The sequence below is a fragment of the Neorhizobium sp. SOG26 genome (genome assembly GCF_003491345.1).
GTDB classification, from domain to species: Bacteria; Pseudomonadota; Alphaproteobacteria; order Rhizobiales; family Rhizobiaceae; genus Neorhizobium; species Neorhizobium turbinariae.
On record NZ_CP025512.1, the window covers coordinates 312,443 to 334,762 of the forward strand.

Annotated in this window: 22 protein-coding genes and 1 tRNA gene; 10 read left to right on the forward strand and 13 right to left on the reverse strand. The window is 62.3% G+C overall.

The genetic code is table 11. The features are described from left to right. Window positions 1-5: 5 nt before the first annotated feature. The gene (locus tag CYG48_RS01495) at window positions 6-272 is read right to left on the reverse strand and encodes a DUF2188 domain-containing protein (protein ID WP_445304313.1); all 267 of its coding nucleotides are present in this window, start codon (window positions 270-272) and stop codon (window positions 6-8) included. Between the two features lie 225 nt (window positions 273-497). On the opposite strand from CYG48_RS01495, the gene CYG48_RS01500 reads away from it, so the two are divergent. Continuing rightward, a complete protein-coding gene (locus tag CYG48_RS01500; RefSeq protein ID WP_118848770.1) occupies window positions 498-1,736 on the forward strand; it encodes a flavin-dependent oxidoreductase in 1,239 nt (412 codons plus the stop codon). Here CYG48_RS01500 and CYG48_RS01505 read toward each other — a convergent pair. Beyond that, a complete protein-coding gene (locus tag CYG48_RS01505; RefSeq protein ID WP_118848771.1) occupies window positions 1,733-2,704 on the reverse strand; it encodes a GlxA family transcriptional regulator in 972 nt (323 codons plus the stop codon). The genes CYG48_RS01500 and CYG48_RS01505 overlap by 4 nt on opposite strands. A 103-nt stretch (window positions 2,705-2,807) precedes the next feature. On the opposite strand from CYG48_RS01505, the gene CYG48_RS01510 reads away from it, so the two are divergent. Together CYG48_RS01510 and CYG48_RS01515 are read left to right on the forward strand one after the other, a co-directional pair. Beyond that, entirely contained in the window at window positions 2,808-3,950 is a 1,143-nt protein-coding gene (locus tag CYG48_RS01510; RefSeq protein ID WP_118848772.1) for a DJ-1/PfpI family protein, read from the forward strand. 93 nt (window positions 3,951-4,043) lie between these two features. Continuing rightward, window positions 4,044-4,487: an SRPBCC family protein gene (locus CYG48_RS01515; RefSeq protein WP_118851420.1), complete on the forward strand. Its 444-nt coding sequence runs from the start codon at window positions 4,044-4,046 to the stop codon at window positions 4,485-4,487. A gap of 149 nt (window positions 4,488-4,636) precedes the next feature. On the opposite strand, the gene CYG48_RS01520 is transcribed toward CYG48_RS01515, so the two are convergent. Then, window positions 4,637-4,710 (reverse strand) — tRNA-Gln (locus CYG48_RS01520). Between the two features lie 215 nt (window positions 4,711-4,925). Here CYG48_RS01520 and CYG48_RS01525 point away from each other — a divergent pair. Beyond that, window positions 4,926-6,530, forward strand: coding sequence for a Ppx/GppA phosphatase family protein (locus tag CYG48_RS01525; RefSeq protein ID WP_118848773.1), 1,605 nt, complete (start codon window positions 4,926-4,928; stop codon window positions 6,528-6,530). Then, a complete protein-coding gene (locus tag CYG48_RS01530) occupies window positions 6,527-7,294 on the forward strand; it encodes an RlmE family RNA methyltransferase (protein ID WP_118848774.1) in 768 nt (255 codons plus the stop codon). Before CYG48_RS01525 ends, CYG48_RS01530 begins: the two co-directional genes overlap by 4 nt. On the opposite strand, the gene CYG48_RS01535 is transcribed toward CYG48_RS01530, so the two are convergent. Next, complete coding sequence (locus tag CYG48_RS01535) at window positions 7,273-8,679, reverse strand: MDR family MFS transporter (RefSeq protein WP_118848775.1); 1,407 nt, start codon at window positions 8,677-8,679, stop codon at window positions 7,273-7,275. The genes CYG48_RS01530 and CYG48_RS01535 overlap by 22 nt on opposite strands. 194 nt (window positions 8,680-8,873) lie before the next feature. Between CYG48_RS01535 and CYG48_RS01540 the strand changes: the two genes are divergently transcribed. The 3 genes from CYG48_RS01540 (at window position 8,874) to CYG48_RS01550 (ending at window position 12,556) form a co-directional block, all read left to right on the forward strand. Next, window positions 8,874-9,863: an MBL fold metallo-hydrolase gene (locus tag CYG48_RS01540; protein ID WP_445304345.1), complete on the forward strand. Its 990-nt coding sequence runs from the start codon at window positions 8,874-8,876 to the stop codon at window positions 9,861-9,863. A gap of 189 nt (window positions 9,864-10,052) precedes the next feature. Further along, window positions 10,053-11,552, forward strand: a complete 1,500-nt coding sequence (gene guaB, locus CYG48_RS01545) for an IMP dehydrogenase (protein ID WP_118848776.1) — start codon at window positions 10,053-10,055, stop codon at window positions 11,550-11,552. A gap of 119 nt (window positions 11,553-11,671) precedes the next feature. Next, window positions 11,672-12,556 carry a dienelactone hydrolase family protein gene (locus tag CYG48_RS01550; RefSeq protein WP_118848777.1) on the forward strand — a complete coding sequence of 295 codons (885 nt, stop codon included), beginning with the start codon at window positions 11,672-11,674 and terminating at the stop codon, window positions 12,554-12,556. A 47-nt stretch (window positions 12,557-12,603) separates the two neighbouring features. On the opposite strand, the gene CYG48_RS01555 is transcribed toward CYG48_RS01550, so the two are convergent. Then, on the reverse strand, window positions 12,604-13,557 hold the full coding sequence (locus CYG48_RS01555; RefSeq protein WP_118848778.1) for a LysR substrate-binding domain-containing protein: 954 nt from the start codon (window positions 13,555-13,557) through the stop codon (window positions 12,604-12,606). Between the two features lie 187 nt (window positions 13,558-13,744). Between CYG48_RS01555 and CYG48_RS01560 the strand changes: the two genes are divergently transcribed. Next, window positions 13,745-14,044 (forward strand): DUF1127 domain-containing protein, encoded by a 300-nt coding sequence (locus tag CYG48_RS01560; protein ID WP_245450376.1) that lies wholly within the window; start codon window positions 13,745-13,747, stop codon window positions 14,042-14,044. A 95-nt stretch (window positions 14,045-14,139) separates the two neighbouring features. Here CYG48_RS01560 and CYG48_RS01565 read toward each other — a convergent pair whose 3' ends face one another. The 6 genes from CYG48_RS01565 to CYG48_RS01590 form a co-directional block, all read right to left on the reverse strand. Then, on the reverse strand, window positions 14,140-14,994 hold the full coding sequence (locus CYG48_RS01565) for a DUF937 domain-containing protein (RefSeq protein WP_118848779.1): 855 nt from the start codon (window positions 14,992-14,994) through the stop codon (window positions 14,140-14,142). Between the two features lie 80 nt (window positions 14,995-15,074). Continuing rightward, window positions 15,075-16,448: a glutamate--cysteine ligase gene (locus tag CYG48_RS01570; protein WP_118848780.1), complete on the reverse strand. Its 1,374-nt coding sequence runs from the start codon at window positions 16,446-16,448 to the stop codon at window positions 15,075-15,077. 149 nt (window positions 16,449-16,597) lie between these two features. Next, window positions 16,598-17,335 carry a 16S rRNA (uracil(1498)-N(3))-methyltransferase gene (locus tag CYG48_RS01575; protein ID WP_118848781.1) on the reverse strand — a complete coding sequence of 246 codons (738 nt, stop codon included), beginning with the start codon at window positions 17,333-17,335 and terminating at the stop codon, window positions 16,598-16,600. Window positions 17,336-17,346: 11 nt separating this feature from the next. After that, the gene (locus CYG48_RS01580) at window positions 17,347-18,852 is read right to left on the reverse strand and encodes an inorganic phosphate transporter (RefSeq protein WP_118851423.1); all 1,506 of its coding nucleotides are present in this window, start codon (window positions 18,850-18,852) and stop codon (window positions 17,347-17,349) included. 119 nt (window positions 18,853-18,971) lie between these two features. Beyond that, the gene (locus CYG48_RS01585; protein WP_118848782.1) at window positions 18,972-19,478 is read right to left on the reverse strand and encodes an NUDIX hydrolase; all 507 of its coding nucleotides are present in this window, start codon (window positions 19,476-19,478) and stop codon (window positions 18,972-18,974) included. 248 nt (window positions 19,479-19,726) lie between these two features. Beyond that, entirely contained in the window at window positions 19,727-20,446 is a 720-nt protein-coding gene (locus tag CYG48_RS01590; protein WP_118848783.1) for an outer membrane protein, read from the reverse strand. Between CYG48_RS01590 and CYG48_RS22750 the strand changes: the two genes are divergently transcribed. Then, complete coding sequence (locus CYG48_RS22750; protein WP_256371645.1) at window positions 20,445-20,573, forward strand: hypothetical protein; 129 nt, start codon at window positions 20,445-20,447, stop codon at window positions 20,571-20,573. The two genes, CYG48_RS01590 and CYG48_RS22750, sit on opposite strands and share 2 nt — an antisense overlap. Window positions 20,574-20,625: 52 nt before the next feature. Here CYG48_RS22750 and CYG48_RS01595 read toward each other — a convergent pair whose 3' ends face one another. Further along, complete coding sequence (locus tag CYG48_RS01595) at window positions 20,626-21,315, reverse strand: L,D-transpeptidase (RefSeq protein ID WP_118851424.1); 690 nt, start codon at window positions 21,313-21,315, stop codon at window positions 20,626-20,628. A gap of 151 nt (window positions 21,316-21,466) precedes the next feature. Continuing rightward, window positions 21,467-22,234, reverse strand: a complete 768-nt coding sequence (locus CYG48_RS01600) for a L,D-transpeptidase (RefSeq protein ID WP_118848784.1) — start codon at window positions 22,232-22,234, stop codon at window positions 21,467-21,469. Window positions 22,235-22,320: the final 86 nt, after the last annotated feature.

Consider the following 22,320-nt stretch of genomic DNA (forward strand, 5'->3'; position numbering starts at 1 on the left):
GCCGCTTAGGGCAGACGGGTTTCTTCTGCCTGAGGAGAATCCACCACTTCGGTCTCCGGACGCTCGCCGCCGTCGACATGTTCGTTGCGCCAGTTGCCTGTCGCATCCTGGTAGGAGATGTCGGCCGGGTCGCCGCCAACCTGCTGGCGTTTCGCGGCAAGTTCGGCCGCCTTGTGTGCCGCTTCCTCGCTCGGGAAGGTCTCCGAGAACACGTCACCCAGCTTGTATGCCCAGCCGCCATCGTGCTCGACGATCTTGTAACGTGCCATCATGTTCTCGTCTCCTGGTCAGTTTTGCCGGTAATGCCGGGCGGCAACCGGTGCCGCTCCAGGCGTCGGGTCATTAACAGACCTGCGATGGGTTGGTTCCCTTGCCGAACTCACCGCGGCCCGAGCGCGGTGCCGCCGTTTGGCAGAAATCTGCTGCCTTCTGTCGTATGCGGGTCCGGTCACGCGTCCTAGGCTCAGTTGAACATCAACAGAGCGAGGAGCAGGACCATGAAGGCATTGATTGCCGGTGGGGGCATCGCCGGTCTGACGACCGCCTTGTTCCTTCATCGAGCGGGAATAGAGGTCGAGGTTTTCGAGCGCGCTGAAGAAATTCGTGAGCTTGGCGTCGGCATCAACATGCTGCCGCATGCGGTGAAGGAACTCGCCGATCTCGGACTGGAGGCGGAACTGGATGCCGCAGGCATCCGCACCCGCGAGCTTTTATACACCAACCGCTTCGGTCAAGTGGTCTGGCAGGAACTGCGTGGGCTCGATGGCGGACACGCCCACCCGCAGATCAGCATCCACCGTGGGCGCCTGCTCGGGGTTCTTCACCAGGCAGTTATCCAGAGGCTGGGGCAGGATGCGATCCATACCGGCTGCCGCGTCGACGGCTTCGAACAGTCAGCAATGGGTGTCAGCCTCGGCTTTGTCACACCAACCGGCGAGCGGGGATCGGCCTCCGGTGACCTGCTGGTGGGCGCCGACGGCATTCACTCGACACTCCGCGCCCGGCTTTATCCCGAGGAAGGTCCGCCGATCTGGAACGGCGTCATGCTCTGGCGTGGCTGTACCCCATGGCCGAGATGGCGCGACGGTCGCACCATGGCGATCGCCGGCGGCAACTTTTCCAAATTCGTCTTTTACCCGATCGCCCGGGACGATGGAGATGCAAGACCTCTAACGAACTGGGCTGTGATGGCCCGAACCGGTGAAAACGGTGCGTCGCCACCCCGCAAGGAGGACTGGAGCCGCCGCGGCGTGCTGGCCGAAGCACTCAGCTTCGTCCGCGACCGATTCCGACTCGACTTTGCCGATCCCGCCGCCGTCATCGAGGCGACGACAGACTTCTATGAATACCCGAACTGCGATCGCGATCCGCTGCCGCACTGGTCGTTCGGACGCGTGACCCTGCTTGGGGATGCCGCGCATCCCATGTATCCCGTCGGCTCAAACGGGGCGAGCCAGGCGATCCTCGATGCACGTAACCTTGCCGACCAACTGACCGCCCACGGAAACGCCATCGAGGCGGCATTGCTGGCCTATGATGCCGAACGTCGGCCGGCGACGGAAAAGATCATCCTCGCCAATCGCGAAGGCGGGCCGGAACGGGTGATCGATGTGGTTGAATCGCGAGCACCCGAAGGTTTCACCAGCATCGACGAGGTCGCAAGCCACGAAGAACGGGAAGCAATCGTGCGCGGTTATGCCAAGCTCGCAGGCTTTGCCCGGGTGGGTCAAAGCTAGAGTTGCGCATGCATGTCGCGGAACAGCCGCGGCGCGATGCCGAAGCGACGCTCGAAGGCCTCCGCCAGCCGCGCCGGCGGAAACAGGCCGACTTGCGCCGCCACCGACTTCAGCGACAGGCCACGCGACAGAAGCATGCGGGCCGCATCCAGCCGGGCGATCTCCACGAATCGCGCCGGCGTTTCGCCGGTTGCCGCGGCAAACTTTCGGTGAAAGGTGCGTTCGGTCATGCCGACGCGGGCAGCAAGCAGGGGCACCTCGAGCGGCTGGTCGAGATTGGACTGGATCCAGCCGATGAGCTCGCCAAACGGGCTGTCACCTTTCACCTGCGCCTGCAGCAGCGGACTGAATTGCGACTGGTAACCTGGACGCCGGGCATAAAGCACCAGTCGCTTGGCAACCTCGCTCGCCACCGTCGCATCGAGATCCTGCGCCACCATGGCGAGCGCCATGTCGATGCCGGTGGTGACGCCGGCCGAGGTCCAGATACGGCCGTCGACGACATAAAGTGCATCCGGATTGACCCTCACTTGGGGAAAAGTCCTGGTCAGCGGCTCGCTTGAATCCCAATGGGTCGCCACCTCGTGCCCGTCGAGGAGGCCGAGCGAGGCAAGCACGAAACCGCCGGTGCAGACCGAACCAAACCGCGCGGCAGACGCGACCAGAGATGGCACCGCCACGCGCAAAGCGGCATCGGAAACTGCTGCCAGCAGCGGTTCGCGCTCGGCGCCAACGACCAGAACGGTTGCCGGATGCTTGGCTGAAAGCGTGGCGATGGCCATGGTCTCCACCACAATGCCGCTGCTGCTCGTCACCGGTCCACCAGCCGCCGAGACCACCGTGATCTCGTAGAATGGCGGCTGGCTGCGCAGCGAAAGCGCCCGGTTGGCACCGTTGAAGACGGAGGTCGGGCCAGCCAGATCGAGCAGTTCGAAGCCGGAATAAACGACAAAGACGATATCCTGCATTGGCAGAAATTACTCCTTCTTTGTCGTTTCTGCCAGCGGCGCTCGGCAGTAGTCTTGATGTCAATGAACGGCCGATGCCGTTTCTCAACAGGAGGAAGTAGTGATGACGATGCGCTATCTGTTTTGGGGCATCATCTTGCTCATGCTTCTCTGCTTTGCGGGCTTCGGCGGCTGGCTGTTGTCGCTTCCGACCGGTGCGCCCGCCACCGAGGCGCCGCAGGTGCCGGAGGCCGAACGGCAGGCGATGCTGGAGGCGCTGCGTCCCCCGGACGGTCGGCGGCCGGTGGTTGCCGTCATCGGTATCAACGACGCGACCGAAACGACGGACTATCTGGTGCCGACGGGCATCCTGCGCCGTGCCGATGTCGCCGATGTCCTTCTGGTCTCGACCGATCCAGGCCCGGTGCGGCTTTATCCGGCGCTGCAGGTGGAGGCGGACCAGACAATGGCAACCTTCGATGCCGAACATCCGGACGGCGCAGACTATGTCATCGTTCCGGCGATGAGCCGCGACGACGATCCGCAGGTGCTCGGATGGCTGCGCGCGCAAGCGGAGAAGGGTGCTCGGATCATTGCCGTTTGCGCCGGCGCAAAGGTGCTTGGAGCAACCGGCTTGCTCGACAACAGACGCGCCACGACGCACTGGTATTACCTGCGCGACCTTCTGCAACGCAGCCCCGGCATCGACTACGTGCCGGATCGGCGGATGGTCTCGGACGGTGCAGTGACGACCACCACCGGCATCTCCGCCTCCATGCCGATGATGCTGACGCTCATCGAAGCGATCGCTGGACGGCAAAAGGCTGAAGAGGTTGCAGCCGGGCTCGGGGTGCCAAGCTGGGACGCACGCCACCTGAGCGCCGCGTTCGGTATTACCCGCCGCTTCGCCACGACGGTGCTCGCCAACCGGCTGGCGTTCTGGGATAGTGAGGAGTTCGTGCTGCAGATCAAGGACGGGGTGGATGAAGTATCGCTGGCGCTTGCGGCCGATGCCTGGTCGCGCAGCTACCGGTCGAGTGTCGAGATACAGTCAGCATCCGGCGAGGCGGTGGTCAGCGCCAATGGCATCCGCATCCTGCCCGATCCGGACAGGGCGCATGTGGGGCAGGACCTCCTGTCCGTAGAAGGACCGCCGGCTAGAGTGCTGGACCAGACGCTGGAGGACATCGCCAGCCGTTATGGACTGCCCACAGCCCATGTCGTCGCCATGCAACTGGAATGTCCGTGGGCAAAAGGTGCTCCGTGAGCGCCGCTTGAAAAAATGCCGCCGCCTGTCGGATTTCCATGGCGCGGCGCGTCCTTGGGATATCCTGCAAGATCAACCGAAAAGGAACTCGTCATGCCAAGCACAGTCAATCTTCACCGTGTCTTCGCCACCAGCCCAAACAAGGTTTTTCGCGCCTTCGTGGAGCCGGACGCACTGGCGAGCTGGTTGCCGCCCTACGGTTTCCTGTGCACGGTGCACCAGATCGATGCCCGCACGGGTGGTACGCATCGGATGTCCTTCCGCAACTTCACGACGGGGCAAAGCCACAGCTTCGGCGGCACCTATCGCGAGGTCGTGCCGAACGAACGGCTGGTTTACACCGACAGCTTCGATGACCCTAACCTGCCCGGCGAAATGCTGGTGACGGTGACGTTCAAGAAGGTCTCGGTTGGCACCGAAGTCACCATCGAGCAAAGCGGCATCCCGGATTTGATCCCGCGCGAAGGCTGCTACCTTGGCTGGCAGGATTCGCTCGACAAACTCGGACGGCTCGTCCAGCCGGAGATCAACCAGTAGCGGGAATGCGGAGCGCGGCCAAAGGCATACGAGCCGCGTTCTTCGCTATTGGGTCGGCGGAGCGCCAACGCTCAGCCACTACTTCGCCAATGCAAGAACCGCATCCGGCAGGACTGGAAAATCGAGGAATCAGGGCTTTTTGGGAGAATTGGCTGGGGAACCTGGATTCGAACCAAGATTAACGGAGTCAGAGTCCGTCGTTCTACCGTTGAACTATTCCCCAACGAGCGGGCTGCAAAGCAATCCCGCGAACGGTGTGCGCGGCTTATAACCAAACAGTTCGCACTTGCAAATACCCTCTGACAAAAAAATCTTCGATCTTCCGTCGATTTGCGTCTGAGCAAAAACCGATTGGCGAACTCGGCCTCTGCTGTTATCCTGTCGCCAACGAAACGATCAGACGCCAGCGGCAGCCCTTTTGAGGGATTGCGCGGCGAGATGGACATAGAAGTGATGGACCCCGATAGCGGCGGAAAGCCGCCGGAAGGCGGGGTGTCGGCGGCATCGCGTCATGAGGCGAAATCCTCAAGACGTGGCAAGGCGAAGCGTCGTGGCAAGCGCCGCGACGCGGCGGCAAACTTGCGTTTGGGCAAGGCTGTCGAGCCTGCCTCTGCTCCGCGCCCCCAAAATACCAAGCCAGATGCGCCGGTGCGCAAGCGCAAACGCAGGCGTTCGAAATCCTCGGCCGCCGGTGCACCGCAAGCTGTTGCGGCTGCGGCGGCAGGCCAGCCGGCGGATGCCGCAGTGTCATCCCCGCAGGCTGCAGGAACCGGGTCGGCGCCGGCCGGCAAGTCTCCTCGCCATCGACGCAAGAAAAATCGCGGCGGTCGCGGCTTGCAGGGCAGGCCGCTTGCGCCTGCCAAGGCCGTACCGAGCGTCGCAAAGTCGCCGAATGGCGCGGGTGCCGTATCGGTCATGCCTGCGCGGGAGCAACGGCCACGTGATCCGGATGCCTCAGGCCCAGGCGCGCGACCAGAGCGGCCGCAGTTCGTCGATGATCTTTATGCAGCGCTTGATCTCGGCACCAACAATTGCCGCCTCCTGATTGCCCAGCCGACGCGGCCGGGGCAGTTTCGGGTGGTCGATGCCTTTTCACGCATCGTTCGTTTGGGCGAAGGTCTCGGCACCAGCCGCAGGCTCTCGCAGGATGCGATGGACCGTGCGGTGGAAGCCTTGCGAATCTGCGCGGCAAAGCTTGCCAACCGGCCGATCCGCCGCAAGCGCCTGATTGCCACCGAAGCCTGCCGTTCGGCCGAAAACGGCGAGGAATTCTTGGCGCGGGTCACGGCTGAGACGGGGCTTGAGCTCGAAATCATCAACCGCGAAACCGAAGCGCGGCTGGCCGTCTCCGGATGCTCGTCGCTTGTCGGGCGCGAGGCGCGGTCGGTGGTTCTCTTTGATATCGGCGGGGGGTCATCGGAAATCGCGGTGATCCGCATCGATGACAACCGCTCGAGCCGGCTTGCGAACCACATCACCCACTGGACCTCCTTGCCCGTTGGCGTCGTGACGCTGTCTGAGCGTCATGGCGGCCGTGACGTCACGCCGGATGTGTTTGCGGCCATGGTCGCCGAAGTGGAAGGCATGCTGGCCGCTTTCGATTGCCCGCCGGTCAGGCCCGAACATCGCCACGGCGCGGAAGATTTCCACCTGATCGGCACGTCGGGTACGGTGACGACACTTGCAGGCGTGCATCTCGACCTGCCGCGATACGACCGGCGCAAGGTGGATGGCCTGTGGCTTTCGGACGAGGAAGTGACGGCCATGCAGGCAAAGCTCCTGTCCTGGGATTTTGCTGGACGTGCGTCGAACCCCTGCATCGGGCCGGACCGCGCCGACCTGGTTCTTGCCGGCTGCGCAATCCTCGAGGCAATCCGCCGCCGCTGGCCAAGCCCGCGGATGCGGGTTGCCGACCGCGGCCTGCGTGAAGGTCTGTTGACGGATATGATGGCCGATGACGGCGTTTGGCGCCGGGTGCGGTCGCGCCACCATGGCGGTCACCGCCATTCGGATTGGTCGGATGAAGCGGGAGCAAGGCGATGACGAAACCGCCGGTGGGCAGCAACCGTCTGGGCCGCAAGCTCGGCCAGAAGGTCAAGAAGGGCAAGCTGAAGGCGTCGTCGCGGCGTTGGCTTGAGCGGCATATCAACGATCCCTACGTGCAGCGGGCAAAGCTCGAGGGGTACCGGGCGCGGGCGGCCTTCAAGCTGCTCGAGATCGACGAGAAGCACCACATCCTGAAAGGCGCCAGGCGCATCATCGACCTTGGCGCAGCACCTGGCAGCTGGTCGCAGATCGCCGCCAAGGTAACGAATTCCACGGACGAGGATATTCGCGTTGCAGCGATCGACTTCCTGGAAATGGCGCCGCTGCCGGGCGTGAAGATCCTGCAGCTCGACTTCCTGGATCCGAAAGCACCCGAGCTTCTGATGGAAGCGATTGGCGGCACGCCGGATCTGGTGATTTCGGACATGGCGGCGCCCACGACCGGGCACCAGAAGACGGACCATCTGCGCACCATGCATCTGTGCGAAGTCGCCGCCTATTTCGCGGTGGACGTGCTGGGCGAGGGCGGGCATTTCCTTGCCAAGACCTTCCAGGGTGGCACGGAGCGCGACCTGCTCAACATGCTGAAGCAGAACTTCAAGCAGGTCATCCACGTCAAGCCGCATTCCTCTCGCGCGGAATCGGTCGAGATGTTCCTGCTCGCCAAGCACTTCAAGGGTCGCAAGGTGCAGTCAGCCGATGCCGAACCGGTGGAGGCGGCAGCCGATCACGCCGAGGATCACTCGCCCGCTTCGGACTGAACCACCTTGGGCCGGCGATGACCGGATACCGCTGCGCCGGTCATCGGGTCGAGCCTCAGAAGCGGCACGACCGCGAAGAGCGACAGCCCTGCCACCAGGAAGAATGCCAGGTGGAAATCGGCCAGTTGCAGGTGTGAGCCCGTGACCACCGACGAGGCTTCCAGGATGAAGGCCGCGAAGGCCACGCCGAGCGCGAGGCTGATCTGCTGCACGACGGAGGCGATGGACGTTGCCTGGCTCGCCTGGGCGTCGCTTATCTCGGAATAACTCAAAGCATTGGAGCCGGTGAAGAAGAATGACCGGCAGACGCCCGACATCAGCAGGAAGGCGATGATCAGCGCATGCGGCGTTTGCGGCGTGAAGAAGCCGTTCGCGGCCGTCGTCGCCGCTCCCAGCGTACCAGCCACGATCAGCGTCATCTTGAAGCCGGACATCGCAAAGACGCGCCGCGCCACGAACTTCACCATCAGCGCGCCGACAGCGCCTGCAAAGGTAATCAGTCCCGACTGGAAGGGGTTCAGCCCGAAGGCAAGTTGCAGCATCAGCGGCAGGAGGAAGGGGATGGCGCCTGTCGAGATCCGGAACAGCGTGCCGCCGATCGTCGCGGTCCGAAAAGCATCATCCTGGAAGATCCGAAGGTTCAGGATCGGTGCCGGGTGGTTGCGGGCATAAAGCACATAGACAATGCCGGCACCAAGGCCCGCGGCGGCGGCGATCATGCCGACAGCCGGGGGCAGGGCGGGCAGGCCGATGACCGAAAGCCCGAAGACGAGACCGGCTGCCGTTACGGAGGTGAGCAGGAAGCCGCGCCAGTCCACGCCCGGTGGATTGGTGCCTGGAACTTCGGGAAGGTAGATGGTGGCAAGCCAGATGCCGATGATGCCGACCGGCACGTTGATCAGGAAGATCCAGTGCCAGGTGAAATAGGTGGTGATAAAGCCGCCGATAGGCGGCCCGGTAAGAGGTCCGACCAGCGCCGGGATCGTCAACAGCGCCATCGCAGACACGAGCTCGCTGCGCGGGGTGGTGCGCAACAGGACGAGGCGCCCGACAGGTGTCATCATCGCGCCGCCCATGCCCTGCAGGAAGCGGGACAGGACGAACTGGCTGAGGGTGGCCGAAAAGGCGCAGCAGATCGAGCCGATCACGAACACGAAGATGGCAAGCCGGAAGATCTTCTTGGCGCCGTAGCGATCGGCCATCCAGCCGCTGACGGGAATGAACATGGCGAGCGCCACCATGTAGGAGGTGAGCGCGAGTTTCAGCGTGATCGGCCCGACCTCTAGATCTTCTGCAATCGTCGGAAGCGCAGTCGATATGACTGTGGAATCCATCTGCTCCATGAACAGGGCGACGGCAAGGATCAGGGGAACAATACGATTCATCGAGAACCACGCTTATGCGTCAGAGTGGCAACGTGCTTAAACCCACCGGTGGCGGATGCCAACGACTGCTTGAAGCGATAAGGCATTTTCCGTCACGTCTGCGTGATGCCGGTTTCCCTCTCGGGCAAGGTGAATATCTTGCCTTGCACCGGAGCCCGAAGCGGAATTCGGCGACAACAAGAACGTGGGAGATTATCGTGGCACTATTCGGGATTGGCCGACGCGCGCTGCTGGGTAGCGCAGGCCTTGGAATTATCGCCGCACCGACCATTCTTGGGCGGGCGCAGGCCCAGGAGAACCAGAATTTGGCAATAAATCGCGTGACCCCGCCTGACATCCACAAGTTCAAGGTGGGCAGCTTCCAGGTGCTCGTCGTCAAGGATGGAGCCCGTGCCTCCGGCAACCCGGGCGAAACCTTCGGTACCAACCAATCGCCGGAAGAGGTTGGCAAGCTCCTGACCGATAATTTCCTGCCGGCCGACCAGTTCGTGAACAGCTTCTCCCCGACGCTGATCGATACCGGGAGTGATGTCATCCTGTTCGATACCGGATTCGGCAAGGCCGGGCGCGAGCAGGGCATGGGACGCCTGATCGAAGGTCTGGCGGCCGCGGGCTACATGCCGGATGACATCAGCATTGTTGTCCTGACCCACCTGCATGGCGACCATATCGGCGGCATCATGGAAGATGGCAAGCCGGCCTTCTCGAAGGCGCGGTATGTTACCGGCGAGACCGAGTACAATTTCTGGACCGATGCGGCACGCGCCGGCACACCGGCGGAAGGAAATCAGAAGGCGGTGCTCGCCAACGTCAAGCCGGTCGCCGACAAGATGACCTTCCTGAAGGACGGTGGCGAAGTCGTATCCGGTATCACCGCAATGGCAGCACCCGGTCACACGCCTGGGCACATGATCTTCAACGTCGAGTCGGCCGGCAAGCGCCTCATTCTGACCGCCGATACGGCAAACCACTTTGTTCTGTCCCTGCAGCGGCCGGATTGGGAAGTTCGCTTCGACATGGACAAGGCGAAGGCTGCCGAGAGTCGCAAGAAGGTCTTCGACATGATCGCCACCGACAAGGTCGCCTTCCTGGGCTACCACATGCCGTTCCCGGCGGTGGGTTATGCCGAAAAGCAGGAAACCGGCTACCGTTTCGTGCCAAAGAGCTACCAGTTCGACATCTGAGGCCGCGGTTCGGCCAACAGCCTGTGACTCTTGCAAACCCGGAGGTCCGCTTCCGGGTTTTTGCTATTCCCTTCCCGTCATGAACGTGTTACCAGCCCTCGCCAACTTCCAAGCAATAGTTGCCGGAGCGTCGGGACGTAGATTCGTTCCTGAGCGTATCCCGCATTTTCTAAATGAAGGAATTTGGCCATGGCTCGCATCATAGAAACGGCAACCGGCGCAGACGCGCTCACCTTTGACGACGTGTTGCTGCAGCCCGCCCACTCCGAGGTCATGCCGGGCCAGACCAATATCTCCACCACCATTGCCCAGGATATCGAGCTCAACCTTCCGATCCTGTCCGCTGCCATGGACACGGTCACCGAAAGCCGGCTCGCGATCGCCATGGCCCAGGCCGGTGGCATCGGTGTTATCCACCGCAACTTGAGCCCAGTTGTCCAGGCTGAAGAGGTTCGCCAGGTCAAGAAGTTCGAGAGCGGAATGGTCGTCAATCCGGTGACGATCGGCCCTGACGCGACGCTCGCCGAAGCGCTTTCGCTGATGAAGACCCACGGCATTTCCGGCATTCCCGTTGTCGAAAACGGTGGTGGTCATGTGCCGGGCCGGCTCGTCGGCATTCTCACCAACCGCGACGTGCGTTTTGCATCCGATCCGAGCCAGCGCATCTATGAACTGATGACGCGCGAGAACCTCGTCACGGTCAAGGAAAGCGTCGACCAATCGGAAGCCAAGCGCCTGCTGCACAAGCACCGCATCGAAAAGCTGCTGGTGATCGATGGCGAAGGCCGCTGCGTTGGCCTCATCACCGTCAAGGATATCGAAAAGTCGCAGCTCAATCCGAATGCATCGAAGGATGCCCAGGGTCGCCTGCGTGCCGCTGCTGCCATCAGCGTCGGCGACGATGGTTTTGAGCGCGCCGAACGCCTCATCGAAGCCGGAGTCGACCTTCTCGTCGTGGACACGGCGCACGGCCATTCGCAGCGCGTCCTTGATGCCGTCAGCCGCGTCAAGAAGTTGTCCAACTCGGTGCGCATCATGGCAGGCAACGTCGCCACGGCCGACGGAACCAAGGCCCTGATCGATGCCGGTGCGGACGCCGTGAAGGTTGGTATCGGCCCGGGCTCGATCTGCACGACCCGCATCGTCGCCGGTGTCGGCGTGCCGCAGCTTGCGGCCATCATGTCGGCCGTTGAAGCCGCCCGCGCGCAAAACATCCCGGTCATTGCCGACGGCGGCATCAAGTTCTCCGGCGACCTTGCCAAGGCGATCGCGGCCGGTGCATCGGCTGTCATGGTCGGCTCGCTGCTCGCCGGCACGGACGAAAGCCCCGGCGAAGTTTACCTGCACCAGGGCCGTTCGTTCAAATCCTATCGTGGGATGGGCTCGGTTGGCGCCATGGCGCGCGGTTCTGCCGATCGTTACTTCCAAGCGGAAGTTCGCGACACGCTGAAGCTCGTGCCGGAAGGCATCGAGGGCCAGGTTCCGTACAAGGGTCCGGTATCGGGGGTTCTGCACCAGCTCGGCGGCGGCCTGCGCGCTGCGATGGGGTACGTCGGTGGCGCGACGATCAAGGAGTTCCAGGAGCGGGCGACCTTCGTGCGCATCTCGGGTGCCGGCCTGCGTGAAAGCCACGCGCATGACGTGACCATCACCCGCGAAAGCCCGAACTACCCGGGCGCCGGCCTCTAATCAGTCGAAAGTGGCGAGGGATAGAGGCTCTCACGTAGAATTGTCCTCTGTCCCTTCTATACCCGCCTCGATTGCGCTGTACCTTTCTTGCCGCTGAGCTTGGCAAGGGAGGAGCGCAGATGAACAGCGACAATCCGAAGATTACGCAGGCGATGATCAACGCCTACGACGAATACACGCATCTTCATCTCGACCGGCGCCGCTTCATGGAAAAGCTGACGCAGCTTGCCGGATCCGGTGCGGCGGCCGCTGCAATCGCCCCGCTGCTGGCGGCGAACGGTGCCAAGGCCGATATGGTGCCGGCGACCGACGACCGGCTGACGGCAGAAGACGTGACCTACCCGGGCGCCAATGGCACGACGATGAAGGGTTATCTCGTCCGGCCGAAGAACGCGTCGGGTCCGCTCGGCGGCGTGCTTGTCATCCATGAGAACCGCGGCCTCAACAGCCACATCCGGGATGTTGCCCGACGCATGGCGCTTGAAGGTTTCAATGCGCTTGCCGTGGATTTCCTGTCGTCCAACGGTGGGACGCCGCCGGACGAGGAACAGGCGCGGCAGATGTTTTCCTCGCTTAATCCATCCGAAGTCGCGGCCAATGGTGAAGCAAGCCGGGTTTATTTCGCCGGCATCGAGGGTGCCAACGGCAAGGTCGGCGCCATCGGCTTCTGCTGGGGTGGTGGAACGGTCGGAAACCTCGCGGTGAAGTCGCCGGACCTTGATGCCGGGGTGATCTATTATGGCAGTCAGCCAAAGACGGAGGACGTGCCGGCGATCAAGGCGCCGCTGATGGCGCATTACGGCGGGCTCGACGAGCGCATCAATGCCGGCATCCCGGCCTTCAAGGAAGCGCTCGAAAAGAACGGCAAGGAGTTCGAGATCTTCGTTTACGAGGGTGCCAACCACGCCTTCAACAACGACACCTCGTCCGCACGCTATGACAAGGCTTCCGCCGACCTCGCCTGGAGCCGCAGCATCGCCTTCTTCAAGAAGCACCTGAGCTGAGGATGACGTAAGGCGAAGCCGGTAACTCCGGGTTTGCTATGGCAACATTACCAGCCCGGCATCACCGAGTTCGAGCGGCCTCGCACGATACGCGGGAAGGCCTTCACTTCGCCACTGTCGAGATCGTCGGGAATAACCGCCGGCGAGATGTTGTCGAGGCAGGCCGTGATGTGGTCGGTAATCGCATTCATCAGCGACGGCGAAAGGCCCGGTCGTTTCATCAGGCCGATCTGCACCGGGGGCAGGGGCGGGAAGCCATCGGCCGAGCTCAGCACCTTCATGCCGGTGCGCAAGGCTGACTCCGGAAGAACCGAAACCGCCATGCCCGCCAGCACGGCTGCGGCAACGACGGTCGACGACCAGCTCGTGAACAGCACCTGGTACTCGCGCCCATCCGCATCCAGTGCCGAGCAGGCGAGCTGCCGCCAAAGGCAATCCCGTCGTCCCAGAGCAAGTGGAACCGGCGCGTCGTCCTTCAGCGGATGGTTGGCCGAAGCTACCCAGCAGAGCGGCTCGGTGCGCACGACGTCGGAGATGCGCTGGCGCGGATTGTGCGTTACGAGCGCGATGTCGAGCTCGCCCTTCGCCATCTTTTCCGCAAGGCTGACCGACGGTTCGCAGACGATGTAAAGCTCCACATTCGGATGCGTCTTTGCAAACCGCCCAATGATTTCCGGCATGTAGCGATCGGCATAATCATCGGGTGTGCCAATGCGCAACGTCCCTTCGAGACGGTTGTCGTCGAAGGCCGCGATCGCTTCGTTGTTCAGCCGGATGATGCGCCGCGCATAATTCAACAGCTTCTCGCCCTCGGCCGTCAGCCGGTTGCCACGCCCATCCTTGGCGAACAACTGCTTGCCGATCCGCTCTTCAAGTCGCCGCATCTGCATCGAGACCGCGGACTGCGTCTTGAATACCCGGTCTGCCGCCTTGGTGAAGCTGCCGGAGTCAACAATGGCAATGAAGGTATGCAACTGATCGATATCAAGCGGTGCGGACATGGTCGTCATCCATCAGAGTGGTTGATGCTTACGATTAAAAACATTCGTTGGACTGATCAATAGGATTTCCGCATAACAGCATCATAATCATCTTCAACGGGTGCCTCCCAAGGGCGCCTCGCCGGCAGTCTTTCCGTGCGCAGCAACGGGAAGGGCTGCCTTCTCGTGCCTGTGAAAGGATAGAGCCATGAGCACGACCCAATGCGGAACTGACCTCGACCTCCTCCATGAGCGCCGTAAGCCTGCCGGTTTCGTCGCGGGCATCATGGTGCGAACGACATCCGTATGGCGTGCCCTCCGCAATCGCATGGCCGCCAACAGCCTCTATGATCTCGATGACTATCAGTTGAACGACATCGGGATCACGCGGCGCGATGTGATCGCAGCGCTCGAGCATTCCAGCGTGCTGGATGACCCGACGCGGTTGCTGGCTGGCGCCGCCCGCCAGCACTCCCGCACGCGGTTTGCCCGTACGCCAGGCCGCTGACCTCCCAAGTTTCCCCGCAGGGTGATAGCCAATAGCCCTGCCTCTTGCCCGGCCGGTTAATCCGCGCCGGGCTTTTTTATATGTGCCGGTCGTTGTTATTGGCCGGTCTTGGCGCCGTCAGCCGGCGAGGGTTTCCCGCCGCCAAAATAGGTGTCGAAGATCTGCTCCATATTCTTCTGGTAGGTCTTCTGCACGTCCAGCCCGCTGTCGAACATGCTGTTGAGCACGTCGCGATAGACATCGGCCTGGCCTGCGGAGTTCGTGGTGCCGGTCGAAGGCCCGGTGAACGCTCCGCCCATCATGTCCCGGAATGCCTTTGCGAAAGGATTGTCGGCAAACGGATTGGCTGACGTCGTCTCCGCGGGCTTGTCCATGCCCCACATCGAGCGCATCTGCTGGAGGAACGGGTTGTCGAAGCCGGTGGCGCTGGCTTGTGTGGACTTCGGCTGCAGTCCCATGTTCTCGAGCCATTGTCGCTGCATCTGGCCAAGCGGAGAGGCGGAAAACGCGTCGCGGCCACCCGTCATCTGCCCGGTCATTTGTTTGAACAACCCGCCCATCAGCGCGTCTGCCATGGCGGGCATGATCTTCTTGTAGATCTCCTGCCCGATGCCGGTGAACTGCTCGGCCTGCTGGGCAATGGCGCGCGAAACGTCCTTCGAACCGAACAGGCGTGCCAGGACCTCGTTTCCATCGGCCAGGCCCTGCGGCGTAAACGCCCGGCTCATGTCCTCGAAATATTTGGCGTAAGCGCCTGAAAACAGGCTGCTCATCAGCTGCGTCAGGTCATAGGGCTCGCTGCTGGTGCGCTTGAAGCCGGCGGAGAAGGCAGGCATCAGCGCCGCCATCGCCTGCGCCGCCTGTTCCTGCGCCAGGTTGAACTGCCTGGCGAGTGCCTCGATGCTCGCGCCGTTCTGAGCCCTCAGCATCATGTCGAACAGTGGCAGCATGGAGCGATCCTTTCCGGCCGGGTTCACCCATCCTATCGCCGGAAAGCCGCCACCGCAAACCGCCCTAGGCGGTTTTGACGCTAATACTGGTATTCCTCGAAAACCGGCTCAACAGAGCCGTTCCAGCGGCCGTTGAAGAGGGCCAGCATGTCCTGTGCCATGGTCGTCTTCTTGGCGAGAACCTCTTCGAGCGGCTGCAGGAAGATGCTTTCGTCCTGGCCTTCGCCATTCAGGCGGGCACGGGACTTGAGCCCAGCCTTGGAGATCGCCAGCACCTCACGGGATGCCTCAAGCACGGACCGGCCGCGGATCTGCGCGTCGAGACCCTTGGCGGGAACCGCGTCGCGCATCGCCACGACATCCTCGAAGGTCCATTCGGCGGTAAGTTTTTCCGCATCGGCAAGCGCCGTGTCATCGTAAAGCAACCCGACCCAGAAGGCGGGGAGCGCACAGATTCGGCGCCACGGGCCGCCATCGGCGCCGCGCATCTCCAGGAAGCGCTTCAGGCGCACATCCGGGAAGAGCGTCGAGAGATGGTTGATCCAGTCGCCCATCGTCGGCTCCCAGTCCGTGATCTCTCCCTTCAGCGCGCCGTTCATGAACTGGCGGAAGGTGATGTTCGTGCAGTCACGGTATTTGCCGTCGCGGACGATGAAATACATCGGCACGTCGAGCGCCCATTCGACATAGTCGTTGAAGCCGAAATCCGCCTTGAAGACGAAGGGCAGCACGCCGGCGCGCTGGTTGTCGGTATCGCGCCAGATATCGCCGCGCCAGGAGAGGAGGCCGTTCGGCTTGCCCTCGGTGAAGGGCGAGGAGGCAAACAGCGCCGTTGCGAGGTACTGCAGCTTCATCGAGACGCGCATCTTGCGCGCCATGTCTTCTTCCGAGGAGAAGTCGAGATTCACCTGGATGGTGCAGGTGCGGTACATCATGTCGAGGCCCTGCTTGCCGACCTTCGGCATGTAGTTCGTCATGATGCCGTAGCGGGACTTCGGCATCCGCGGCGTCTCGTTGAACGACCATTTCGGGCTGCCGCCGAGGCCAAGGAAGCCGATGCCCATCGGCTCGGCGATTTCCTTCAGGATCGCCAGGTGCTGGTTGGATTCCTTGCAGGTCTCGTGAATGTTTTCGAGCGGCGCGCCCGACAGTTCGAACTGTCCGCCCGGCTCGATCGAGATCGCGCCCTGGCCGGATTGCTCGCCAAGGCCGATGATGTTGTCGCCGTCCATGATCGGCTCCCAGCCGAGCTTGGCCTGCATGCCCTTGAGCAGCGCGGAGATGCTGGCGTCACCGGAATAAGGGACCGGGCTGTTGTCGGCGCGGAAGAAGGCGAACTTCTCGTGTTCGGTGCCGATGCGGAATTTGTCCTTTGGTCGCGCGCCCACTTCCAGATAGCTCGAAAGCTCGGACACCGAAGAAAGCGGTGTCTGGTCTGTCGTGTCTCGCGCCATGAAAAATACCTTGTTCGAACAGTCTGATCGGACGCCACAATCCGTACGGGAGCCGGCTGATTGGACCGAATTGATGTGCGGCGCAAGTGAATTTCTTTCAACGCATCTTCAGAAAATCAACGCCGCTGTGTCAATTCCGCCGCCACGCTTCAACGCCAGTCGCCGATGGCTGCCTGGATGACGGCGAGAGCCGCAACGGCGGCCGTATCCGCCCGCAAAATTCGGGGACCTAGAGGGATCGCCGTGACGAAGGGCAGGGCGCGAAGCAGCTGGCGTTCTTCTTCCGAAAACCCGCCTTCCGGACCAACGAGAAGCGCGAGCTGCGTTTCCTCGATGCGCGAGAGGATCGGGAGCGGGTTTTGGCTCTCGTCGCCCTCGTCACAGAAGATGATGCGGCGCTCAGTCGGCCAACTATCGAGAAGGTCGCTAAGCCTCTTCGGTGCAACGACCTCGGGCACCGAAAGGATGCCGCATTGCTCGGCGGCTTCCACGACATTCGCCTGGAGCCGGTCCAGATTTGTGATCTTGCCCTGCACATGCTGGGTCATGACCGGCTGCAGCAGACCTGCACCCATCTCCACCGCCTTCTGGACAAGGTAATCGAGCCTGCCGACCTTCAGCGGGGCAAACAGGTAATGCAGATCCGGCGTCGGTGGCTGCGGCTGCGTCTGCTCCACGGCGTGGAGCTGGATCTTCTTGCGGCTTGGGAAGGTGATCTTCGCCCGCCACTCGCCATCGCGTCCGTTGAAGACGAGAACCTCGGAGCCTTCATCCATGCGCAGCACATTGGCGAGGTAGTTGAACTGCTCGGGCGTTACCTCGTACCGGGCGTCCGCCCCAAGCGGTGCGTCGACGAAAAGCCTCTGCATTCGAAAATTGGCACGCATGAAAACCCTCGCTACAAGAACAGCGCGAACATAACCGTCGCGATGAGCGCCGCAAGCGCTGCCGATGCGGGAAGCGTGATCATCCAGGCTGCAATGATGGACAGGAAATGCGAGCGGCGCACAAGGCGGCGATGTCTCATCTCCTCATCCGTGCGTGGCTTGGGCTCGCTTACGTCCGGCTCCTTGCCGGCCCGGACCCGCATGTATTCGTAACGGCGCCTGGAGTGGCGGGTGTACCATTCGCGGAAGAAGCCGACGCCGAACACGGCGCCGACCGCAATGTGGGTCGAGGACACAGGAAGGCCGACCCAGGATGCCACGATCACTGTCAGCGCTGTCGACAGCGATACGCAGTAAGCGCGCATCGGGTTGAGCTTGGTGATCTCTGCGCCAACGAGCTTGACGAGCTTTGGCCCATAGAGGATGAGGCCGAGCGAGATGCCGACCCCGCCGATGACGAGTTCCCAATAGGGCACGTGGACCTCGTCAGCCACTCCGCTCTGGGCCGCCGAGACGATTGCGGCGAGCGGGCCTACGGCGTTCGAGACATCATTTGCACCATGGGCGAATGACAGGAGTGCCGCTGAGCAAACGAGCGGGATGCGGAAGAGCTTGCGCAGTGACTGGTTGCGGTTCTCCAAGCCTTCCGCCTGCCGGGCGATCACCGGAATCAGCAGGCGCCAGGCAACGAGCCCGACAACGAGGGTGATCAGCGTTGCGACCGAGACCGGGACATGCACCAGTTGCCCGAGCCCGATCAGCGAGAGGAAGCCGGCAAAGGCGCCCACCATGATGCCGATCAGCGCCGGCACCCAACGCCTGGCCGCACTGATCTTGTCATGCTGGTAGATGATCGTTTCCTTGATGACGAACAGGAACAGCGCGGCAATGACAGCGCCGAGGGTCGGCGAGAAGACCCAGCTTGCGGTGATCCCGGCGACGGTGCCCCAACTGACGGCGGAGAAACCTGCGGCAGCAATGCCGGCACCCATCACGCCGCCGACAATCGTATGGGTGGTGGAGATCGGTGTCCCGAACCACGTCGCGACGTTGATCAGCGCCGCCGCGGAAAGAAGGGCTGCCATCATCGCCCAGATCATTACCTCGGGACTGCTGATCGCTTCCGGCGGGAGGATGCCTGTGGCGATGGTGGTCGCCACGCCGCGCCCTGCAATCACCGCGCCCGCGACCTCGAAGACGGCGGCAAGGCCTAAGCCGAATGCCATGGTCATGGCGCGCGCGCCGACCGCTGCACCAATATTGTTGGTGACGTCGTTGGCGCCGATATTCATGGCCATGTAGGCGGCAAGACCCGAGGCGGCGATGACGAGGACGGCTCCCGGCTCGCCCGTCACATAAGCTCCGGCGAAGATCGCAACGAGAATGATGAACAGCAGCGCGGCACCCGGCGCTGCAAGCCCGCGGGACGTCTGACGCGCGGCCTCCTCAACGGAGGTGAACTTTTCCAGATCTTTGTCGAGGGTCGGCTTCGCCAATCGTGGCCGTCGGCTCATGATCCCGCCTTGGATGTGAAAAGGGTCGCCCGCCGCTGGAAGCACGCGGACATCGGTTCATCGATAAGATCGAAGCTTTTGGCCTAAAGGCAAGAGCCGGCTATGGCAACACAGGTTGCCACCTAGCCAACAACCTTGGTCTGCGCGCCCGCAAGCAGCGGTTCCATCTTCTCGGCAAACTGCAGGAAGAGGATCTTCAGCTCAGGTTCGTGGACACGCGTCGCAGCCTCTTCACACGAGACCCATTCGATCTTGCGCGATCCCTTCTCCGGAAAGCTCTTCAGGCATTCATCGACTTCCAGTGCATGAACCTGCACCACGACCGGAATTTTCAGGCCGTTGTCGAGCGTCTTGCGATAGTGGTAGTGGCCAAGCGGTTCCTTCTCCACCTTGCCCTTCACGCCGACCTCTTCATAGGCCTCGCGCTCGGCAACCTGGTGCGCCTTCTTGTCGGTCATCGGCCAGCCCTTGGGGATGACCCAGCGTCCGGTATCGCGGCTGGTTGCCACCAATACTTCAAGCAGGCCCTGCTTTTTCTTCATGCGGTAGCACAACGCAGCATACTGCTGTCGCGGCGGCCGCTGCAGCATCAAGTGTAGATTGCGTTTTACCTTGCTCATGAAGCCCAATTCTAACCTGCCTCCGATGGTTGCCAGCTTGTAATATAGTGATTGCGCCAGGCTTAACGAGCTTGGCCGCCGGGAAGATCCGGAATCGTCACTTATTTGGTCGCTGAATGGAGATAGTTGGCGCAGCTCGTTGCCGCGTCAACGGGTAAATTGCACAGCTGTTCATTCGGTGGGCGGCGCCGGGAAACGGCAGGCAACAAAAAAGCCGGCGCTGAGGCCGGCTTTTTGATACAATGTTCGGTGACGCCTTAGAACTTGTAGGAGACGCCGAAGTTGATCGCGTGCGTCAGGATGTTGGTCTCGAGCTTCGAGCCGCTGTCGATGTCCACGTCGATCCAGGAATAGTTGCCCTTGTATTCGGTGAAGACCGACCAGTTTTCGTTGACTTCGTAACGAACGCCAGCCTGCGCCTGGAGCGTCGCGCCGCCGAACTGGTAGTTGAAGGTGCGGCCGGTCGGGCGCGTCACCTCAACATGCGGAACGTTGATGCCGACACCAGCGCCGACGTAAGGCTTGAACGGGCCTTCGAGGTCGAACTTGTAGAGCGCGTTGACGGTGAGCAGGTTCAGGCCGTCGGTGAACTCGAACGTCGTCCAGCCGGGGGATTTCGTGAAGGTTGCGTCGTCGGCATAAACCTTGGCGTGGGTATAGTCGAGCGAGATACCCCAGTTGGCCAGAGCACCGCCCTCGAACCAGTAGGTACCGCGTATACCCCAGTAGGGAGGCATCTGGAAGGACTTCGTGTCCCAGCCGGCGGTGAAGTCGGTAGCGCCTGTTCCCGATACGCTGACATCCGAATGCGGCGCGAACTGGAAGCCGCCGTAACCGGAGATTTCAAAGCCGCCACGGCTGCTGACTTCTTCAACCGGAGCAGCGATCGGCGCTTCAACGGCAGCGATGTCGGCAGCCTGGGCTGCACCCGCAGCAAGCGCTGCAGAAAGGATGGAAAGCGAAAGGAGTTTGCGCATGAATCAGCCCGCGGAATGGGATTGGCAATCGTTATGCCATATTGTAGCTGCCGGCGCTTCGCCGGTCTGTGCTTTTTCTGCACCAGTTACCGACGAAGCTAAAGCAGTTATGGTTAATCAATTCTGAAGTATAGGCAGAAGGCGGCCAACGCCGCTCCCTGACTTGCCAGGCGCGCCGCTCAGCCGCCGAAGATGGTGCGGAAGATGTCGACGCCGCGATCCTGGAAGCTCACGTCACCCTGCTTGTTGCCGGGGCCGATGACGATGACCTTGGCGCCGATATAGGCGCGGGCATAGAGATGCTCGACATCTTTGTTCATCATGCGGATGCAGCCCGACGACATGTTGAGGCCAATCGTCCAGGGCTGATTGGTGCCGTGGATGCGGAAGATCGTGTCGCGGCCGCCCTTGTAGAGATACAAGGCTCGTGCACCGAGCGGGTTGTCGATGCCGCCCGGCATGACGACAGGCAGGATACGGCCGGCACGCGCCTCGCGGGCACGCATTTCTGCCGGCGGACGCCAGTCCGGCCATTCAGCCTTGCGACCGACCTTGACGACGCCGGACCAGCCGAAGCCTTCGCGGCCAACGCCTATGCCGTAGCGGGTGGCGCGATCGCGGCCTTCGACGTAGTACAGGAACTTGTTGTTGGTATCGACGATGATCGTGCCCGGCTTTTCGTTCGTCGTGAACCGGACGCTGCGCCGCTTGTACTTTTCAGGCACTTCCCGCTGCTTTGCGACCTGGGTCACGGCGCTTGTCGGTCGCTCCACATGCGGTGAGGCGGGGCTGAAAGCGCCGGCGCTCGTTGCGGTCAGGAAAATCGCCCCAGCCAGGCCTGCTGCGGCTGCCAAGATGCTGTTCTTCATTCCACCCATCCCCGTTTCTCCAGAAGCACAAGAAGCTAGCGGCTGAAGAACGCAAAGCAAGCGTTAAGCGGGGTGGGAGGGACAGGTGACGCAAAACAAGACAGCTGCACTGTGGCGCAGCTGCCTCACTTTTTGGCCGAAATAGGCGGTGTTACATCACGATGACACGTGTTCCGACATTCACCCGCTCGTAGAGATCAACGACATCTTCGTTGCGCATGCGGATGCAGCCGGAGGAAACGGCGCTGCCGATTGTCCAGGGCGCGTTGGTGCCATGGATGCGGTAAAGCGTCGAACCGAGGTAAAGCGCGCGTGCACCCAGCGGGTTTTCCGGTCCGCCTTCCATGCGCGCCGGCAGGTAGTGACCCTTTGCCGCTTCGCGCGTGATCATCTCCTTCGGCGGCACCCAGCTCGGCCATTCGGCCTTGCGGGTGATCTTGTGCGCGCCCGCCCATTCAAAGCCCGGCTTGCCGACGCCGACGCCGTAACGGCGGGCCTGGCCGCCTTCTATGACGAGGTAAAGGAAGCGGTTGTTGGTATCGATCACGATCGTGCCCGGCTTTTCCTTCGTGGCATAGGAAACCACCTGCGGCAGGAACTGGGGCTCGAGCTGGCTGCGGATCGGCCGGTTGGCGCGCATCGCGACCGGTTGCACGGGGCGGCGGTCAAGGACACCGCGCCGCGCCGGCTGTGCCTGCCGCTGCTGGTAGACCGGGCGCGGCCGGTAGACGACCCGCGGCTGGGCGGCTTGGCGCGGATAGGCGACGCGGGCGTTCGGGCCGGCAAGCTGCATCACCCACGGGGCGGCAAGATCGGGGCTTACCACCACGGGGGGGCGCTCGCGATAACGCTCCTGTGCAAAGATGGGACCGGAAAGGGAGGCAGCAAAGGCAATCGCCAGAAGCAGGGTCTTCTTCATGCTCGGATCCACTCGTTACAAATCACCGACCGGGCTCAGTTGGAGGCCCCGTGTTGACGAACATGGTGATCGTCAGGTGAAAGCGA

Coding starts and splice junctions, on each gene's coding strand:
- CYG48_RS01555 (WP_118848778.1), bottom strand. CDS start 13,557: ATGTCCGCACCGCTTGATATCGATCAGTTGCATACCTTCATTGCCATT.
- CYG48_RS01570 (WP_118848780.1), bottom strand. CDS start 16,448: ATGGCGCGAGACACGACAGACCAGACACCGCTTTCTTCGGTGTCCGAG.
- CYG48_RS01595 (WP_118851424.1), bottom strand. CDS start 21,315: ATGAAGAACAGCATCTTGGCAGCCGCAGCAGGCCTGGCTGGGGCGATT.
- CYG48_RS01600 (WP_118848784.1), bottom strand. CDS start 22,234: ATGAAGAAGACCCTGCTTCTGGCGATTGCCTTTGCTGCCTCCCTTTCC.
- CYG48_RS01515 (WP_118851420.1), top strand. CDS start 4,044: ATGCCAAGCACAGTCAATCTTCACCGTGTCTTCGCCACCAGCCCAAAC.
- CYG48_RS01590 (WP_118848783.1), bottom strand. CDS start 20,446: ATGCGCAAACTCCTTTCGCTTTCCATCCTTTCTGCAGCGCTTGCTGCG.
- CYG48_RS01550 (WP_118848777.1), top strand. CDS start 11,672: ATGAACAGCGACAATCCGAAGATTACGCAGGCGATGATCAACGCCTAC.
- guaB (WP_118848776.1), top strand. CDS start 10,053: ATGGCTCGCATCATAGAAACGGCAACCGGCGCAGACGCGCTCACCTTT.
- CYG48_RS01530 (WP_118848774.1), top strand. CDS start 6,527: ATGACGAAACCGCCGGTGGGCAGCAACCGTCTGGGCCGCAAGCTCGGC.
- CYG48_RS01560 (WP_245450376.1), top strand. CDS start 13,745: ATGAGCACGACCCAATGCGGAACTGACCTCGACCTCCTCCATGAGCGC.
- CYG48_RS01510 (WP_118848772.1), top strand. CDS start 2,808: ATGACGATGCGCTATCTGTTTTGGGGCATCATCTTGCTCATGCTTCTC.
- CYG48_RS01500 (WP_118848770.1), top strand. CDS start 498: ATGAAGGCATTGATTGCCGGTGGGGGCATCGCCGGTCTGACGACCGCC.
- CYG48_RS01575 (WP_118848781.1), bottom strand. CDS start 17,335: ATGCGTGCCAATTTTCGAATGCAGAGGCTTTTCGTCGACGCACCGCTT.
- CYG48_RS01565 (WP_118848779.1), bottom strand. CDS start 14,994: ATGCTGCCACTGTTCGACATGATGCTGAGGGCTCAGAACGGCGCGAGC.
- CYG48_RS01525 (WP_118848773.1), top strand. CDS start 4,926: ATGGACATAGAAGTGATGGACCCCGATAGCGGCGGAAAGCCGCCGGAA.
- CYG48_RS01495 (WP_445304313.1), bottom strand. CDS start 272: ATGATGGCACGTTACAAGATCGTCGAGCACGATGGCGGCTGGGCATAC.
- CYG48_RS01505 (WP_118848771.1), bottom strand. CDS start 2,704: ATGCAGGATATCGTCTTTGTCGTTTATTCCGGCTTCGAACTGCTCGAT.
- CYG48_RS01535 (WP_118848775.1), bottom strand. CDS start 8,679: ATGAATCGTATTGTTCCCCTGATCCTTGCCGTCGCCCTGTTCATGGAG.
- CYG48_RS22750 (WP_256371645.1), top strand. CDS start 20,445: ATGAATCAGCCCGCGGAATGGGATTGGCAATCGTTATGCCATATTGTA.